This is a genomic window from Janthinobacterium sp. EB271-G4-3-2 (assembly GCF_020858035.1).
Taxonomy (GTDB): domain Bacteria; phylum Pseudomonadota; class Gammaproteobacteria; order Burkholderiales; family Burkholderiaceae_D; genus Janthinobacterium; species Janthinobacterium aestuarii.
Genome location: NZ_JACYMG010000007.1, coordinates 106,536 through 122,221 on the forward strand (window position 1 = coordinate 106,536; position 15,686 = coordinate 122,221).

General features: G+C 61.7%; 17 protein-coding genes and 1 tRNA gene. All 18 read right to left on the reverse strand.

Features of this window, described 5'->3' with window-relative positions:
• Window position 1: 1 nt before the first annotated feature.
• The 18 genes from nuoH to IGS55_RS16310 all read right to left on the reverse strand — a co-directional run bounded on the left by nuoH (window position 2) and on the right by IGS55_RS16310 (window position 15,663).
• The gene (gene nuoH, locus IGS55_RS16225) at window positions 2–1,084 is read right to left on the reverse strand and encodes an NADH-quinone oxidoreductase subunit NuoH (RefSeq protein WP_230517975.1); all 1,083 of its coding nucleotides are present in this window, start codon (window positions 1,082–1,084) and stop codon (window positions 2–4) included.
• Window positions 1,084–3,417 (reverse strand): NADH-quinone oxidoreductase subunit NuoG, encoded by a 2,334-nt coding sequence (gene nuoG, locus IGS55_RS16230; protein WP_230517974.1) that lies wholly within the window; start codon window positions 3,415–3,417, stop codon window positions 1,084–1,086. Before nuoG ends, nuoH begins: the two co-directional genes overlap by 1 nt.
• 22 nt (window positions 3,418–3,439) lie before the next feature.
• Window positions 3,440–4,735: an NADH-quinone oxidoreductase subunit NuoF gene (nuoF, locus tag IGS55_RS16235; RefSeq protein ID WP_010399729.1), complete on the reverse strand. Its 1,296-nt coding sequence runs from the start codon at window positions 4,733–4,735 to the stop codon at window positions 3,440–3,442.
• Window positions 4,732–5,211: an NADH-quinone oxidoreductase subunit NuoE gene (nuoE, locus tag IGS55_RS16240; RefSeq protein WP_034749989.1), complete on the reverse strand. Its 480-nt coding sequence runs from the start codon at window positions 5,209–5,211 to the stop codon at window positions 4,732–4,734. The genes nuoF and nuoE overlap by 4 nt, the downstream gene beginning before the upstream one ends.
• Window positions 5,212–5,223: 12 nt before the next feature.
• A complete protein-coding gene (locus tag IGS55_RS16245) occupies window positions 5,224–6,477 on the reverse strand; it encodes an NADH-quinone oxidoreductase subunit D (protein ID WP_034749992.1) in 1,254 nt (417 codons plus the stop codon).
• Window positions 6,477–7,070 carry an NADH-quinone oxidoreductase subunit C gene (locus IGS55_RS16250; RefSeq protein WP_034779526.1) on the reverse strand — a complete coding sequence of 198 codons (594 nt, stop codon included), beginning with the start codon at window positions 7,068–7,070 and terminating at the stop codon, window positions 6,477–6,479. The genes IGS55_RS16245 and IGS55_RS16250 overlap by 1 nt, the downstream gene beginning before the upstream one ends.
• 17 nt (window positions 7,071–7,087) lie before the next feature.
• Complete coding sequence (locus tag IGS55_RS16255; RefSeq protein WP_010399733.1) at window positions 7,088–7,564, reverse strand: NuoB/complex I 20 kDa subunit family protein; 477 nt, start codon at window positions 7,562–7,564, stop codon at window positions 7,088–7,090.
• A gap of 3 nt (window positions 7,565–7,567) precedes the next feature.
• Window positions 7,568–7,927: an NADH-quinone oxidoreductase subunit A gene (locus IGS55_RS16260; RefSeq protein WP_010399734.1), complete on the reverse strand. Its 360-nt coding sequence runs from the start codon at window positions 7,925–7,927 to the stop codon at window positions 7,568–7,570.
• A gap of 177 nt (window positions 7,928–8,104) precedes the next feature.
• Window positions 8,105–8,189: transfer RNA gene (locus IGS55_RS16265), tRNA-Leu, on the reverse strand.
• 192 nt (window positions 8,190–8,381) lie between these two features.
• On the reverse strand, window positions 8,382–8,786 hold the full coding sequence (gene secG, locus IGS55_RS16270; RefSeq protein ID WP_034749996.1) for a preprotein translocase subunit SecG: 405 nt from the start codon (window positions 8,784–8,786) through the stop codon (window positions 8,382–8,384).
• A 28-nt stretch (window positions 8,787–8,814) separates the two neighbouring features.
• The gene (gene tpiA / locus IGS55_RS16275) at window positions 8,815–9,564 is read right to left on the reverse strand and encodes a triose-phosphate isomerase (protein WP_128142478.1); all 750 of its coding nucleotides are present in this window, start codon (window positions 9,562–9,564) and stop codon (window positions 8,815–8,817) included.
• 72 nt (window positions 9,565–9,636) lie between these two features.
• Window positions 9,637–10,617: an NAD(P)H-quinone oxidoreductase gene (locus tag IGS55_RS16280; protein ID WP_230517973.1), complete on the reverse strand. Its 981-nt coding sequence runs from the start codon at window positions 10,615–10,617 to the stop codon at window positions 9,637–9,639.
• A 69-nt stretch (window positions 10,618–10,686) separates the two neighbouring features.
• On the reverse strand, window positions 10,687–11,295 hold the full coding sequence (locus IGS55_RS16285; RefSeq protein WP_230517972.1) for a tetratricopeptide repeat protein: 609 nt from the start codon (window positions 11,293–11,295) through the stop codon (window positions 10,687–10,689).
• 64 nt (window positions 11,296–11,359) lie between these two features.
• Window positions 11,360–12,121 (reverse strand): GIN domain-containing protein, encoded by a 762-nt coding sequence (locus IGS55_RS16290; RefSeq protein WP_128142475.1) that lies wholly within the window; start codon window positions 12,119–12,121, stop codon window positions 11,360–11,362.
• A 109-nt stretch (window positions 12,122–12,230) separates the two neighbouring features.
• Window positions 12,231–12,440: a hypothetical protein gene (locus tag IGS55_RS16295; protein WP_230517971.1), complete on the reverse strand. Its 210-nt coding sequence runs from the start codon at window positions 12,438–12,440 to the stop codon at window positions 12,231–12,233.
• A 153-nt stretch (window positions 12,441–12,593) separates the two neighbouring features.
• Window positions 12,594–14,540 carry a methyl-accepting chemotaxis protein gene (locus IGS55_RS16300; RefSeq protein ID WP_230517970.1) on the reverse strand — a complete coding sequence of 649 codons (1,947 nt, stop codon included), beginning with the start codon at window positions 14,538–14,540 and terminating at the stop codon, window positions 12,594–12,596.
• Window positions 14,541–14,661: 121 nt separating this feature from the next.
• A complete protein-coding gene (locus IGS55_RS16305; RefSeq protein ID WP_230517969.1) occupies window positions 14,662–14,958 on the reverse strand; it encodes a hypothetical protein in 297 nt (98 codons plus the stop codon).
• A 9-nt stretch (window positions 14,959–14,967) separates the two neighbouring features.
• The gene (locus IGS55_RS16310; protein ID WP_230517968.1) at window positions 14,968–15,663 is read right to left on the reverse strand and encodes a hypothetical protein; all 696 of its coding nucleotides are present in this window, start codon (window positions 15,661–15,663) and stop codon (window positions 14,968–14,970) included.
• Between the last annotated feature and the right edge of the window lie 23 nt (window positions 15,664–15,686).

The window sequence follows — 15,686 nt, forward strand, 5'->3', positions numbered from 1 at the left end:
CTTACTTCCAAATATTCCAGGATGTCTGCATCCAGGCAGCGACGAAGACCAGGTAGACCAGCGTCAACGGGATAAACACTTTCCAGCCGAGGCGCATGATCTGGTCATAACGGTAGCGTGGGAAAGTACCGCGCACCCAGATGAACACCGACACGATGAAGAAGGTCTTGACGAACAGCCAGAAGAAGCCGCCGAAACCACCCCAGAACTCGAGGAAGGCAAATGGCGCGGACCAGCCACCGAGGAACATGATCGAAGCCAGCGCAGCGATCAGGATCATGTTGGCGTATTCGGCCAGCATGAACATGGCGTAGGCCATGCCCGAGTACTCGACCATGTGGCCGGCAACGATTTCCGACTCGCCTTCGACGACGTCGAACGGGTGGCGGTTGGCTTCAGCCAGGCCCGACACCAGGTAGATGACGAACATCGGCAGCAGCGGCAGCCAGTTCCACGACAGGAAGTTCACGCCCTTGTCGGCGAAGTAGCCGATTTGCTGGCCGCCGACGATGTCGATGAAGTTCAGGCTGCCCGATACCATCAGCACGATGACCATCACGAAGCCCATCGGGATTTCATACGAAATCATCTGTGCCGAAGCGCGCATGGCACCCATGAACGAATACTTCGAGTTCGAGGCCCAGCCGGCGATGATGATGCCGTAGACTTCCATCGAGGTAATCGCCAGCAGCATCAGCAAGCCCGCGTTGACGTTGGCCAGCACGGCTTGCGGGCCGAACGGCACGACCGACCAGGCGGCCAGGGCCGGCATGATGGTCATGATCGGGCCGATCACGAACAGGCCCTTGGCGGCCTTGGACGGGATGATGATCTCTTTGAACAGGAGTTTCAGCGCATCGGCGATCGGCTGCAGCAAGCCCAATGGACCGACGCGGTTCGGGCCGACGCGGATCTGGATCCAGCCGATCAGCTTGCGTTCCCACAAGGTCAGGTAGGCAACCAGGCCCATCAGCGGCAACAGCACGCACAGGATCTTGATCAGGGTCCAGAAGAACGGCCACGAGCCGCCCAGCAAATCCTGGCCGCCGCTGTTGATGACGTTTACAAATTCAGGCAGAGCCATCAGATTTTCCCCTCTGCTGTTTCAACTGTGATGTCACCGAACATGCCGCCCAGGCCAGCCGTCGAGGCATGCGCCGCCGACACCTTGACCACATTGGCTGGCAGGCCGGCGTGAATTGCCGCCACCAGGATGGCGCTGCCGGAGCCTTGCGCCACTTTGACCTTGTCGCCCGCCTTGATGCCCAGCTTGCCAGCCAGTTCGGCGGACAGGTGTGCCTGCGGCGCGGCGCCATCGACCGTGCGTTGCAACGGTTCGGAGCGGCGGACCAGCGCGTCGGCGAAGTAGATCGGCACGTCGGCGATGCGTTGCAGCGCTGGCGAAGCCGGCGCATACGTTGCCGCTTCCGGTGCGTTCCTGGCGATGTTGTTCAGCTGTGCCGACAGATCGGTCACGCCGGCACCGAACGCTTCGTCGCGGATCGCTTCGGAGGTGTCGTAGTCGAAACCGGCCAGGCCCAGGATGTTGCCCAGGACGCGCAGCACTTTCCAGGCTGGACGGGTTTCCGCCAGCGGCTTGACGGTGCCGTTGAAGCTTTGCGCGCGGCCTTCGCAGTTGACGAAGGTGCCCGAGGTTTCAGCGAACGGCGAGATCGGCAGCAAGACATCGGCGTAATCCATGCCGTGCTTGAAGGCGGACATGGCCACGACCATGTCGGCGCCATCGAGGGCGGCGCGGGCCGCTTGTGGATTGGCGGCATCGAGTTCCGGCTCGGCGTGCAGCAGCACGTAGGCTTTTTTCGGCACGGCAAACGCGGCTTGCACATTGGCGCGCGGCTTGGCGACCAGGTGCGCGCCAACCGTGTTGGCCGCTTCCGTCAGGTAGCCGAGCTTGGCGCCCGTCTGTTCGGCGATCCATTGCGCGGCAGCATGCAGTTGCGACGCTTGCGGGTGTTGCGTTGCCGCGTTACCCAGCAGCACGGCGCCATGGTCGCCGGCCATCAGGCTGGCGGCGATGGCGACGGCCACGTCCGAAGCGGCGACCGCTTCAAAACCGGCTGGCGCGGCGATTTCTTTGGCTTTCGCAACAGCGACGACCACTTCCGACAAGGCCGCCAGCCAATCGCTCGGCGCGACAATCATCTTGTTGGCGATGGTGATCAGCTGATCATCGTCGGCGGCGTGCAGGATCGACAGCTTGGCGCCGCCCTTGACGGACGCGCGCAAACGCGTGGCCAGCAATGGGTGATCCTTGCGCAGGAACGAGCCGATGACGAAGGCGCGCTTGATCTGGCCAAATTCGCTGATCGGCATGCCCAGCCATGGCTTGACGCCGGCGTCGAGCGCGAAGTCGGTCTGGCGCAGGCGGAAGTCGACGTTCTCGGAACCGAGACCGTGGGCGACTTTTTGCAGCAAGACCAGTTCTTCCACCGTCGAATGCGGCGTTGCCAGCGCGGCGATGGCGTCGGCGCCATGCTCGTGCTTGATGTTTTTCAAACCGTGCGCCACGTATTCCAGCGCGGTTTGCCAATCGACTTCCTTCCACTCGTTGCCTTGTTTCAGCATCGGGGAAGTCAGGCGTTCGGCGCTGTCCAGCGCTTCATACGAGAAACGGTCCTTGTCCGAGATCCAGCACTCGTTGACGGCTTCGTTTTCCAGCGGCAATACGCGCTTGACCTTGCCAGCTTTCACTTGCACGATCAGGTTCGAGCCGAGGCCGTCATGCGGGCTGACCGATTTGCGGCGCGACAGTTCCCACGTACGGGCGCTGTAGCGGAACGGCTTCGAGGTCAGTGCGCCAACCGGGCACAGGTCGATCATGTTGCCCGACAGTTCGGAGTCGACCGACTGGCCGACAAACGACACGATTTCCGAGTGTTCGCCGCGGCCGATCATGCCCAGCTCCATCACGCCGGCCACTTCCTGGCCAAAGCGTACGCAGCGGGTGCACTGGATGCAGCGCGACATTTCCTGCATGGACACCAGCGGACCGGCTTCCTTCGGCGTGACGACGCGCTTGTCTTCCTTGTAGCGCGATTCGCTCTTGCCGTAACCCACGGCCAAGTCTTGCAACTGGCATTCGCCGCCCTGATCGCAGATAGGGCAATCGAGCGGGTGGTTAATCAGCAAGAATTCCATGACCGACTTTTGCGCCTGCACAGCTTTATCGCTGGCGGAGCGCACGATCATGCCGGCACTGACCGGGGTCGCACAAGCGGGCAAAGGCTTGGGCGCCTTTTCCACTTCGACCAGGCACATGCGGCAGTTCGCTGCGATCGACAATTTCTTGTGATAGCAGAAGTGCGGAATGTAGGTTCCCAATTTGTTGGCGGCGTCCATCACCATGCTACCAGCAGGGACTTCGACTTTTTTGCCGTCTATTTCGATTTCAACCATGGTGATCGTTACCTGACGCAGCTTAGATATATGCGGGCACTAGGCAATGCTTGTGCTCGATATGATATTCAAATTCTTCACGGAAATTCTTAATGAAGGCCCGTACCGGCATGGCAGCCGCATCGCCCAGCGCGCAAATGGTGCGGCCCTGGATGTTGTCGGCGATCGAGTTGAGCATGTCCAGGTCGTCTGGACGACCCTGCCCCTGCTCGATGCGGTGCACCATGCGGTACATCCAGCCTGTGCCTTCACGGCAAGGCGTACACTGGCCGCACGATTCTTCAAAGTAGAAGTAGGACAGGCGTTCCAGCGCCTTTACCATGCAGCGTGTTTCGTCCATCACGATGACGGCGCCCGAACCGAGCATCGAACCGGCTTTCGCGATCGAGTCGTAGTCCAGGTCGGTCTGCATCATGATGTCGCCGCGGATCACCGGAGCGGACGAACCGCCAGGGATCACGGCCTTGATCTTTTTGCCACCACGCATGCCGCCTGCCAGTTCCAGCAGGGTCGCAAACGGGGTGCCGAGCGGCACTTCATAGTTGCCCGGTTTTTCCACGTCGCCCGAGATCGAGAAGATCTTCGAACCGCCGTTGTTCGGCTTGCCCATCGCCAGGTATTTCTCTGGACCGATGTTCAGCACGAATGGCACGGCCGCGAAGGTTTCCGTGTTGTTGATCGTCGTCGGCTTGCCGTACAGGCCAAACGAGGCAGGGAAAGGCGGCTTGAAGCGCGGCTGGCCTTTCTTGCCTTCCAGCGATTCGAGCAGGGCCGTTTCTTCGCCGCAGATGTAGGCGCCATAACCATGGTGCGCATGCAACTGGAACGAGAACTCGCTGCCCATGATCTTGTCGCCCAGGAAACCGGCGGCGCGCGCCTCTTCCAGCGCTTCTTCGAAACGCAGGTATTCCTGGAAGATTTCACCGTGGATATAGTTGTAGCCGACGGTGATGCCCATCGCATAAGCGCCAATGGCCATGCCTTCGATCAGCGCATGGGGATTGTAACGAATGATGTCGCGGTCCTTGAAAGTGCCCGGTTCGCCTTCATCTGTATTGCAGACGAGGTATTTCTGGCCCGGGAACTGGCGCGGCATGAAGCTCCACTTCAAGCCGGTAGGGAAACCCGCGCCGCCACGGCCGCGCAAGGACGACGCCTTGAGGTCGGCGATGATCTGTTCCGGCGTGATTTTCTCTTCCAGGATACGCCGCAGGGCCGAATAGCCGCCGCGGTTCACATAATCTTGCAAATGCCAGTTCTTGCCATCCAGATCCTTCAGGATCAATGGATCGATATGGCGGTTGTGGAGTGACGTCATTTCTTGAGTTCCTCCAGCATGGCGTCGATCTTCTCGTTCGACATCCAGCTGCACATGGTTTTATTACTGACCAGCAAGACAGGCGCATCGCCGCAAGCACCCATGCACTCGCCTTCAACCAGGGTGAACTGGCCGTCTGCGGTGGTTTCGCGGAAATCGATACCGAGTTTCTGCTTCAGGTAGTCTGCGGCGCGCACGCCGCCCGACAGGGCGCATGGCAGGTTGGTGCACACGGTGATCTTGTGCTTGCCCACGGGTTTCACGTTGTACATATTGTAGAACGTGGCCACTTCCTGCACGGCGATCGCCGGCATGCCGATGTAATCGGCCAGTTCCTTCATGGTTTCCGGCGCCAGCCAGCCCAGTTCATCCTGGGCATGGGCCAGCGCGGCCATGACGGCCGACTGACGCTGGTCGGCCGGGTACTTGGCCAGCTCGCGGTCAATTTTCTTATAGCATTGCTCTGATAACAACATACTTTTTGCCTCTTAGCGGTCAATACTGCCGAACACGATGTCTTGCGTCCCGATGATGGTCACGGCGTCGGCAAGCATGTGCCCACGCGCCATTTCGTCGAGCGACTGCAAGTGGGCGTAGTCTGGCGCGCGCAGTTTCATGCGGTACGGCTTGTTGGCGCCATCGGACACCAGGTATACGCCGAACTCGCCCTTCGGGTGTTCCACGGCGCTGTAGGCCTCGCCTGGCGGCACGTGGAAACCTTCCGTAAACAGCTTGAAGTGGTGAATCAAGGATTCCATGTTGGTCTTCATGTCGACACGGCCCGGAGGCGCCACCTTGCGGTTGCTGGTCATGACAGGACCTTCATTGTTGCGCAGCCACTCCACGCATTGCTTGATGATGCGGTTCGACTGGCGCAGCTCTTCCACGCGGACCAGGTAGCGGTCGTAGCAATCGCCGTTGGTGCCGATAGGAATGTCGAAATCCATCAGGTCGTACACTTCGTACGGCTGTTTCTTGCGCAAGTCCCACTGCACGCCCGAGCCGCGCAGCATGGCGCCCGTAAAGCCCATCGCCAGCGCATCTTCCGGCGAGACCACGCCGATGCCGACGGTACGCTGTTTCCAGATACGGTTGTCGGTCAGCAGGGTTTCGTACTCGTCCACCGAATTCGGGAAACGGCGCGCGAAGTCTTCGATGAAGTCCAGCAGGGAACCCTGGCGGTTTTCGTTCAGCTTGCCGATCGCCTTGGCGTTGCGGATGATCGAGGCCTTGTGCTGCGGCATCGCGTCCGGCAGGTCGCGGTACACGCCGCCCGGACGGTAATAGGCCGCGTGCATGCGCGCGCCCGAGACTGCCTCGTAGGCGTCGAACAAGTCTTCGCGGTCGCGGAAGCAATACAGGAACGGGCCCATGGCGCCAACGTCCAGCGCGTGGGTACCGAGCCACATCAGGTGATTCAGGATGCGCGTCATCTCGTCGAACATGACGCGGATGTATTGCGCGCGCAGCGGCACTTCCAGGCCCAGCATCTTTTCGATGGCCATCACGTACGCATGTTCATTGCACATCATCGACACATAGTCGAGACGGTCCATGTACGGCACGGATTGCAGATAGGTCTTCTGTTCGGCCAGCTTTTCGGTGGCGCGGTGCAGCAGGCCGATATGCGGGTCGGCGCGCTGGATGACTTCGCCATCCATCTCCAGCACCAGGCGCAGCACACCGTGCGCGGCCGGATGCTGCGGCCCAAAGTTCAGGGTGTAGTTCTTAATCTCAGCCATTATTTCATCCCGTAATGTTCTTCGCGGATCACGCGCGGCACGTTTTCCCGCGGCTCGATCGTCACGGGCTGGTAAATCACGCGCTTTTGTTCCGGATCGTAACGCATCTCGACATAGCCGGAGACGGGGAAATCCTTGCGGAACGGATGGCCGATGAAACCGTAGTCGGTCAGCAGGCGGCGCAAGTCGTTGTGGCCTTCGAAGAGGATGCCCAGCAGGTCGAACGCTTCGCGCTCGTACCAGTTGACGGCGCGCCAGATGCCGACCACGGAGGGCAGCAGCGGCATGTCGTCGTCGGGCGCGAACACGCGCACGCGCACGCGCCAGTTGTGCTTGACCGACAGCAAGTGCGAAACGGCCGCGAAACGCAGGCCGTCCCAGCTGCCGTCGCCATAGGTCGAGTAGTCGACGCCGCACAGGTCGAGCAATTGCTCGAAATGCAGGGTCGGATCGTCGCGCAAGGTCTGCATCACGGCCAGGTAGTCCTCGGCCTTGACGACCAGGGTGACTTCGCCCAGCGCAACCGTCGTGCTAACGCGATCGCCCAGGGCAGTGCCGAGGGCGTTTTGCAATACTTCTAAATGTGTTGTCATAATCTGAAGCGGCCCGGTTAGCGTGCGATCGTGCTGGTACGCTTGATCTTGTTCTGCAACTGCATGATGCCGTACAGCAAGGCTTCAGCGGTCGGAGGACAGCCAGGCACATACACGTCGACGGGCACGATGCGGTCGCAACCGCGCACCACGGAATAGGAGTAATGGTAGTACCCGCCGCCATTGGCGCAGGAACCCATCGAGATGACCCAGCGTGGCTCTGCCATCTGGTCGTAGACCTTGCGCAGGGCCGGCGCCATCTTGTTGCACAGGGTGCCGGCAACGATCATGACGTCGGACTGACGCGGCGACGGACGAAACACGACGCCGAAACGGTCCATATCGTAGCGGGCTGCGCCCACATGCATCATTTCGACCGCACAGCAGGCCAGACCGAACGTCATCGGGAACATAGACCCGGTGCGCGCCCAGTTGATCAGCTTGTCGGCCGAGGTGGTGATGAAACCTTCGCTTAATACGCCTTCAATAGCCATGGCTTATTCCCAGTCAAGGGCACCTTTCTTCCAAATGTACCAAAATCCGACCACGAATTCAGCGATGAACACCATCATCGTGACGAAACCGGCCCAGCCCAGGTCGCGCATTGCAACGCCCCACGGGAAAAAGAATGCCGTTTCCAGATCGAACAAAATAAACAGGATTGCGACCAGATAGTAGCGCACATCAAATTTCATGCGCGCGTCTTCGAATGCTTCAAAACCACATTCGTACGGGGAGAGTTTTGCTGCGTCAGGCTTGTTAGGGCCTAACAGGCGCCCCAGGAGCTGGGGAGCGATACCGACACCAAGGCCGATAATAATGAACAGCAGGACGGGGAAGTAATTTTCGAGGTTCACGATTGATGAGCTTATATTGAACGATCGGTTAAATGAGGACGCTGCGATCATTTGCAGCGTATCTAACGCACGACCCCAATCAAAGCTAAGACCAGGATCGAACGACACATCCTCGTAAAAAAAGCCAGCAACTTTGTACGAGCCATGGCTCGTGCGCCGTTGCTGGCTTCTGATTTCTGGTGCCGACGACGAGACTCGAACTCGTACAGCTTTCGCCACTACCCCCTCAAGATAGCGTGTCTACCAATTTCACCACGTCGGCGGTAAGGCCCGTATTCTACTCTGCTTTGGCGCTAAAGTTAATGCACAAATGCATCAAAACACAGATAAAAACGATAAATTTTTACATCTTCCAGCGCGTCACGATTTTTTCCTGCCGCACTGCTGAAACATTGAGCAATAATCTGCCCGTAATGAGAATTACTCTCGATGAGGCATCGAGCTCATACAAAAATTACTTCGGAATCGCGCCTGCCGGGGTGCTGGCAACCGGAGCCGCCGCCGCTGGAGCGCTGGCAGCCGGAGCTGCAGCAGGCACCGTCGTCGGGATCGCGCCCGCGCCGGTGACCGGCACTGGCTTGACGACTTTATCCATCACGCCGCCGCCGACCGTCGTGGCGCGCTGATTGGCCATCAGCGACAGGGCCAAGGTGGCGCCGAAGAAGATCGCGGCGGCGACGCCCGTCGATTTCGACATGAAGTTCGACGAACCCGTCGCACCGAACAGGCTGCCCGAGGCGCCCGAACCGAAGGCGGCGCCCATGTCGGCGCCCTTGCCGTGCTGCAACAACACCAGCGCGATAATCGACAATGCCGAAATAACCTGTACCACCACTACCAGATTGAACATCATGTTCATTGCAATTCCATTCTTAGTTTAAATTAATTCAATCAGCGGCGTGAATAATTGCCAGGAAATCCGCCGCCTTCAATGCTGCCCCACCGATCAGACCGCCATCGATATCCGGCATCGCCATCAATTCTTTTGCGTTCTCCGGCTTCATGCTGCCGCCGTACAGGATCTGCACGCCGGCCGCCGCTACCGCATTCTTTGCCGCCAGCTGGCCGCGCAACACCTGATGCACGTCCTGCGCCATTTGCGGCGTGGCTGTCTTGCCCGTGCCGATGGCCCAGACCGGCTCATAGGCCAGCACCAGTTTCGCCACGTCGTCGGCGGAAATCGCCGCCAGCACGGCGCCCAGCTGCTGCGCCACGACCGCGTCGGTCTGGCCCGCTTCGCGCTGCGCCAGCGTTTCGCCAATGCAGACGATAGGCGTGATGCCCGCCGCCAGCGCCGCAACCGTCTTGGCCGCCACTTGCGCATCGCTCTCGCCATGGTAGGCGCGGCGCTCGGAATGCCCGATCACCACATAGCCGCAGCCGAAATCCTGCAGCATGGCGGTCGAGATTTCTCCCGTGTAGGCGCCGCTGGCATGCGCGGACACATCCTGCGCACCCCAGCCGAGAGCCGTGCCTGCCAATTGCGCCTGGCACTGCGCCAGATACGGCGCAGGCACACAGACGGCGCTGGCGGCGCCAGAGGCAGCCAGGCCAGCAACTATTTCAGACAATAACACCGCGTTCGAGGTGCGACTGCCGTTCATTTTCCAATTTCCGACGACGAGTTTGCGACGCATAGTAGCCTAAATTCTAATAACCCGTCATTCTAACTCCGGCACCGATGCCGGTCAAACAGGCAGTGCCCCGTTTCAAGCAACTTGCAACATGATCTTGCCCACGTGCGTACTCGCTTCCATCAAGGCATGCGCCTCGCTGGCTTTTTCCAAGGGGAAAGTTTTATAGATCACGGGCTTGATCTTGCCCGCCTCGATCAGCGGCCAGACGGTCGTGCGCAGATGGTTCGCGATGGCCGCCTTGAAGGCGACGGAACGGGGACGCAAGGTGGAACCCGTCACCGTCAGGCGACGGCGCAGCAAGCTACCCAGGTCCAGTTCCGCCCTGGTGCCGCCCTGCACGGCGATCAGGCCGATACGGCCATCATCGGCCAGGCAATCGATTTCGCGCGGCAGGTAGTCGCCGCCGACCATATCGAGGATGACGTCGACGCCTTTGCCAGCAGTCAGCTCCTTGACGACGGCGACGAAATCTTCCGTGCGGTAATTGATGCCCCGTTCGGCGCCCAGCGCCTCGCAGGCGCGCGCCTTCTCGTCGCTGCCTGCCGTGGCGAACACGCGGTGGCCCAGCGCGGCCGCCAATTGAATGGCCGTCACGCCGATGCCGGACGTGCCGCCCTGCACCAACAACGTTTCACCGTCGGCCAGCGCGCAGCGGTCGAACACATTGCTCCAGACGGTAAAGAAGTTTTCCGGCAGGGACGCGCCTTCCAGCGCCGTCAAGCCTTTCGGCAAGGGCAGGCACTGGCCGGCGGGTGCGGCGCAGTATTCGGCATAGCCGCCACCCTGCACCAGCGCGCAGACGAGGTCGCCCTTCCTGAATGCGGTATTGGTAAAGTCGCCATCGACGACTTCGCCCGCCACTTCCAGGCCCGGCAAATCGGAAGCGCCGGCTGGCGGCGCGTACTTGCCCAGGCGCTGCAGCACGTCGGGACGGTTGATGCCGGCCGCGTGCACCTTGATCAGCAGTTCGCCCGCTTTATACTGCGGCATGGGACGTTCCGCAATCTGCAAAACGTCGGCGGGACCTGGCTGGCTGATGGCAACTGCACGCATGGCGGGACTCTTTCAAGGGAAAACGGCGATTGTACGCCAAGCCGTCCACCCTTGCAGCGAGGGCCCTGCCTATGCGCCGCCCGTCTTCGACTGGCGCGGCAGCGGCGTGCCCGGCTTCCATTTCGCCGACAGGGCCTGCCCTTCCTCGACTTGCTCATGCGTCATCTTGCGCACCACGGCGGCGCGCTGGTCGGCCGCATTCGCGTTGCCATTCGCGGCCGCCAAATTCCACAGCATGTAGGCGATGACGTTATCCTGCGGCACGCCACCCATGTGGTAGCGGTACATCAGGCCCAGCACTTGCTGCGCCTCGGCGTGGTTCTGCTCGGCCGCCTTGCGGAACCAGCCGACGGCCTGCTTGTGGTCCTGCAGCACGGCATTGCCCGTGTAGTACATGGCGCCCACCACATACTGGGCGTCGGCCTTGCCCTGGTCGGCCGCCTTGCGGTGCCAGAACATGGCTTGCTTGTAATCCTGCGGCAAGCCGCGTCCCATGTAATACATCAAGCCCAGCAAATGCTGGGCATCGGCGCTGCCGGTCTTGGCCAGTGGCAGGATTTCCTTGTAGGCCAGCGCGTAATTCTTGTTGTTGTAGGCGCTGGCGCCTTCGACGAAGCCGGCCCGCGCGGGCAGCTGTATCGTCAACAGCATGAGTAATGTAATGATCAGTTTTTTCATCGGAATGGGATGTGGTCTGACTACCTATTCTTGTCCTGCCAATAATGCCTAGGGCAGGATGCGTTTACTTCCAGCTGACTTTGCCCAGACCCTCGACGCTGACATCGCGGTTGGCCGGCTTGCCGTACACCACCACAGAGCCGAGTCCGCTCAGGTTCAGCTTGGCATTCGTATGGGCATTCACCGTGGCATTGCCCAGGCCGCTCAATTCCAGATTGACGGCATCGGCTTCGAACTGCTGCGCATTCAGGCTGCCCAGGCCGCCCAGGCTCGCTTGCAGGATACGTCCGCGTCCACCCAGCATCACCGAGCCCGCGCCCTGCAGGTCCAGCTCCGCCCGCTCATTGTTGCCTATCCATATCTGCATGCTGCCCACGCCGCCCAGGCTGGCATTGAGCTTGCGGTAGTCGCCCACCAGCTTGATGCTGCCCGCCCCTTCCAGCGACAGGGTCAGTTCCTCGCCCTTGAAGCCCGTGATGTCGGTGCTGCCAAAGCCTTCCGAGCTCAGCTCGCGCAGGTTCGGCAGGACCAGGTCGGCGCGGATCGACGAGGGGCCGATCTTGAAGCCGCGCACTTCCGTTTCGATGTGCAGGGTGTCGCCGCTTTGCGCCGTGCTGACATCGGCGATGTAGCGCTTGTCGGCCGTGATGCTCAGCGAAGCCACGTTGCCCTGGCGAATGCGCACTTCCATCACGCCATCGAGCTTGACGCGCACCACGCGGGCGTCGACGTTGCGCATTTCCAGCAAACGGGTCTCGGCGGCCACGCCGCGCACCAGGCCCAATGTCGCCAGGAACAGCAGCGCCAATTGCAGTATCTTTTTCATGTAGTGCATCCTCGGTATCTTGTTTTTATGTGTCGCGGCACCCTCGTGGGGCTTGCGAGCATTGCCATTGACCAACACTGTATCAGCGCCGAAAACAGCTGACAATCAATCAGGCGAAACGGGCTTTTTCGGCAGCGCTCAGGCGCTTGGCCTTGACGACCACCACTTGCATGGCAGCCTTGTTCGCTGGCGCGGCCAGGGTGGCCGTGGAACTGGCCACTTGCAGGGCCGGGGCGGCCGGGGCGATGGCGTAGCAGCCGGCGCCAAGCAGGATGGCGGCGGCAACGGCAATGACTTCCATGTTTTTAGCGACGTTCATGTTGTTCTCCTCGGGTGTCTGGCAGTGGGCTTGCGGTATGGTGTCACTATAGCCATACCACCCCCGGCAGACACGCCGATTGCGACGAACTGCATTTTTGGCAGGCTGGCCTGACAAAATCGCGGATGAACGCGCAGATCGCTAAGAGTCTTCTTAAAACTCTTCCCACTCGTCGGCGCCGGACTTGGCCGCCTTGACGGGTTTGACTGGCGCCAGCGCGCGGGCCGGCGCGCGCGGTGCAGCAGCGGCTGGCTTCACCTTGAGGCGCGTCACGGACGCGGGCGCCGCGGCAGGACCGGCATCGCCCAGGCGGAACATGCCGACGGCTTGCGCCAGGTCCACTGCCTGCTCCTGCAGGCTTTCCGCGGCGGCCGCCGCCTGCTCGACGAGGGCCGCGTTTTGCTGCGTCATGGTATCCATGTGCGTGACGGCCGTATTGATCTCGCCAATGCCGGCGCTCTGTTCGCGGCTGGCCACCGTGATCTCGCTCATGATGGTCGCCAGTTGCTGCACCGAGGCCACCACCTGGTCCATGGTCTGGCCCGCTTCATCGACGAGGCGGCCGCCCGCACCGACCTTCTCCACCGAGTCGCCGATCAATTCCTTGATTTCCTTCGCCGCACCGGCGGAGCGCTGCGCCAGGTTGCGCACTTCGGACGCCACCACGGCAAAGCCCCTGCCCTGCTCGCCCGCGCGCGCCGCCTCGACGGCCGCGTTCAGCGCCAGGATATTCGTCTGGAAGGCGATACCGTCGATCACGCCGATGATGTCGACGATCTTGCGCGAGCTTTCCTGGATGCCGGCCATGGTGCCCACCACCTGCTGCACCACGCGGCCGCCCTTGGCCGCCACTTCCGAGGCGGACACGGCCAGCTCGTTGGCCGCATGCGCGTTTTCCGCATTCTGCTTGACGGTCGACGTCAGCTCATCCATCGAGCTGGCCGTCTCTTCCAGCGCGCCCGCCTGCGCTTCCGTGCGCGAGGACAGGTCGGCATTGCCGGCGGCGATATCGGCCGACTCGCTGCGCACCAGGGTGCTGATGCTGCGGATCTGCACCAGCACGGTGGCGATCTTTTCGACGAACAAGTTAAACGCCTTGGCGATCTGCGCCAGCTCGTCCGCGCCTTCCGCATCGAGGCGGCTGGTCAGGTCGCCGTCGCCCGTGGCGATCGCTTCCATCGCATCGCGCACCAGGCCCAGGCGGCGCAAGGCGCGCGCCACCAGCACGCTCAGCACCGTGGCGGCCAGGGCCAGCACCAGCAAGGCCGTCAGGGCCGAGGCGCGCAGCATGGAGGTCAATGCCTGCGTCGCTTCTGCGCGGTCAAGCACGGTAGCCAGCAGCCAGTCGCTGCCCGGCACTTTACTTACATGCAAGATGCCGTTACGGTCGCCGAGGCGAATGGCGGCGCCATCGCCGCTCTTTTCGATATCGGCCAGCGCCTGCGCGCTCAGGCCCGGGTCCAGTTCCGCCAGCGGTTTCAGGGTCAGCTTGCCGTCCGGGTGGGCGATGATCTTGCCGCCGCCATCGACGAGGAAGGCATAGCTGGACGCCGTCGGCTTGATCGAAGCGACGTTTTGCACCACCGCATCCATCATCACGTCGGCCGCCATCACGCCCGTCACGCTGCCCTTGCCGCCCAGCGGCTCGGCAAACGTCACCACCAGCTTGCCCGTGCTGGCGCCGATGTACGGCGCCGTGATGATGGGGCCGCCCACTTCGGACGCCAGCTTGTACCAGGGGCGAGCCGTGGGATCGTAGTCGGCGGCGCGCTTGCGCTCCTGCGAAAAGACGGCGTGCTTGTCGGCAAAGCCGATATACGCCATGTCGAACGTGCCCGCCTGCTCGGCCGCCTTCAGCGCCGGCAGCGGATCGGCCGCCGTGGCGCCCTGCTTGAGCGAGCCCACGACGGCTTGCTTGGAACGCAGCCATTCGGCGATGGCCTGCGCATGGCTGTGCGACAGCTGCAGCATCTGCGTGTCGAGCGCGGCCAGGGTGCTGGAGCGCGTGGTAAAGAAATTGGCGATGGCGACGGCCAGCATGGCCAGCACGACGATGGAAACGGCGATGGCGATCAGCCGCGCCTTAAGGGAGGACAACATGGTGCATCCAATAAAAAAGAGGAAATCGGGAGGGATGCACCATGGTCGGGGAATAAGATTTTGTCGTCAAGCAATACCGACAGTCAATTACCCATAAACAACAATTGATACCATATATTAATCATATCTCGCCGCGCAGCTTGCGCAAAGCCGGCGAGTCGCCACCCGTCGCCTCGATGCGGAAGCAGGCAAATGCTTGTTCCAGCTCGGCATAGCGGCGCAGACCGCCTTCATTAAAGTAGCGTCCGCCGGGGATATCGCCCCACGGCAGCGGTGCGCTCAAGCCTCCGCTGCCTGCCAGAGCCAGCAGCGGCTCGAGCGCGCTGCGCAGGTCGGCCACTTCCCCGTCGGCCGGCGCCAGGCGCGCAAGCAACTGTTCCAGTTCGGCGGCACGCGCCTGCAAACGCTGTTGATCCATCATCGCTCCTCAATTCTTGATCGTGCCGATCAGCACGGGGGCCGACCACAGGCTGCGGTTGGGCAACAAATACTGCTGCGCCCCGCCCTTGCGCCGCACCAGCCCGCCCAGCTCTTGCGTCGGCGCGACCTGGCTGACGAACACGTTGACGGTGCCCTTGGGCATGACCTGATACACATCATACAGCGGCGCCTCGCTCTTCAAGGGCAAGCCGAAACAGTCGGCCAGGGTGGCGCAGCGGCCCGAGGCCAGCTGCAATTGCGCGCTGGTGGTGAAATATGGCGAATACGGCGACACATTCTGGCCATGCGGCACGATTTTGACCAGCGCGGCCGACATGCTCTGCAAATCGGGCAAGGTGCTGCCGGAAGCGAGCTGCTCGACCGCGCGCGCATAAATCGTCTCGGCTGGCGCGGCGGGGTCGGCGGCGCGCAGTTCGCGCAGCAATTGCTGCCCTGGCCCACTCTCGAGGTAGGGATCGATGACTTCCCTCTGCAAGCCGGCCGTCTTGAAGGTACTGAGGTCATTGATTTCGCGCGCATGCACGGCGCGCAAGGCGTCGAGGTCTTGCGCCGGCATGGCCGCGGAGGCGGCGGCGATGGGGATGGGCAGCGGCACCGGTGTCGGTGCGTTGTCAGCCTGTGCCCAGGTACAGGGCGAAACGGCAAGCAGAAAGGCGGCGGCCAGCCCGCGGAATGTGCGCATGCTGCATCTCCTTGAAAGACTCG

Bases quoted from the DNA above. Each gene is read 5' to 3' on its own strand.
- IGS55_RS16310 (WP_230517968.1), bottom strand. From the start codon at position 15,663: ATGCGCACATTCCGCGGGCTGGCCGCCGCCTTTCTGCTTGCCGTTTCG.
- IGS55_RS16300 (WP_230517970.1), bottom strand. From the start codon at position 14,540: ATGTTGTCCTCCCTTAAGGCGCGGCTGATCGCCATCGCCGTTTCCATC.
- IGS55_RS16295 (WP_230517971.1), bottom strand. From the start codon at position 12,440: ATGAACGTCGCTAAAAACATGGAAGTCATTGCCGTTGCCGCCGCCATC.
- tpiA (WP_128142478.1), bottom strand. From the start codon at position 9,564: ATGCGTCGCAAACTCGTCGTCGGAAATTGGAAAATGAACGGCAGTCGC.
- nuoF (WP_010399729.1), bottom strand. From the start codon at position 4,735: ATGACGTCACTCCACAACCGCCATATCGATCCATTGATCCTGAAGGAT.
- nuoH (WP_230517975.1), bottom strand. From the start codon at position 1,084: ATGGCTCTGCCTGAATTTGTAAACGTCATCAACAGCGGCGGCCAGGAT.
- IGS55_RS16285 (WP_230517972.1), bottom strand. From the start codon at position 11,295: ATGAAAAAACTGATCATTACATTACTCATGCTGTTGACGATACAGCTG.
- nuoG (WP_230517974.1), bottom strand. From the start codon at position 3,417: ATGGTTGAAATCGAAATAGACGGCAAAAAAGTCGAAGTCCCTGCTGGT.
- IGS55_RS16255 (WP_010399733.1), bottom strand. From the start codon at position 7,564: ATGGCTATTGAAGGCGTATTAAGCGAAGGTTTCATCACCACCTCGGCC.
- IGS55_RS16290 (WP_128142475.1), bottom strand. From the start codon at position 12,121: ATGAAAAAGATACTGCAATTGGCGCTGCTGTTCCTGGCGACATTGGGC.
- IGS55_RS16245 (WP_034749992.1), bottom strand. From the start codon at position 6,477: ATGGCTGAGATTAAGAACTACACCCTGAACTTTGGGCCGCAGCATCCG.
- IGS55_RS16305 (WP_230517969.1), bottom strand. From the start codon at position 14,958: ATGGATCAACAGCGTTTGCAGGCGCGTGCCGCCGAACTGGAACAGTTG.
- IGS55_RS16280 (WP_230517973.1), bottom strand. From the start codon at position 10,617: ATGCGTGCAGTTGCCATCAGCCAGCCAGGTCCCGCCGACGTTTTGCAG.
- secG (WP_034749996.1), bottom strand. From the start codon at position 8,786: ATGAACATGATGTTCAATCTGGTAGTGGTGGTACAGGTTATTTCGGCA.
- nuoE (WP_034749989.1), bottom strand. From the start codon at position 5,211: ATGTTGTTATCAGAGCAATGCTATAAGAAAATTGACCGCGAGCTGGCC.
- IGS55_RS16250 (WP_034779526.1), bottom strand. From the start codon at position 7,070: ATGACAACACATTTAGAAGTATTGCAAAACGCCCTCGGCACTGCCCTG.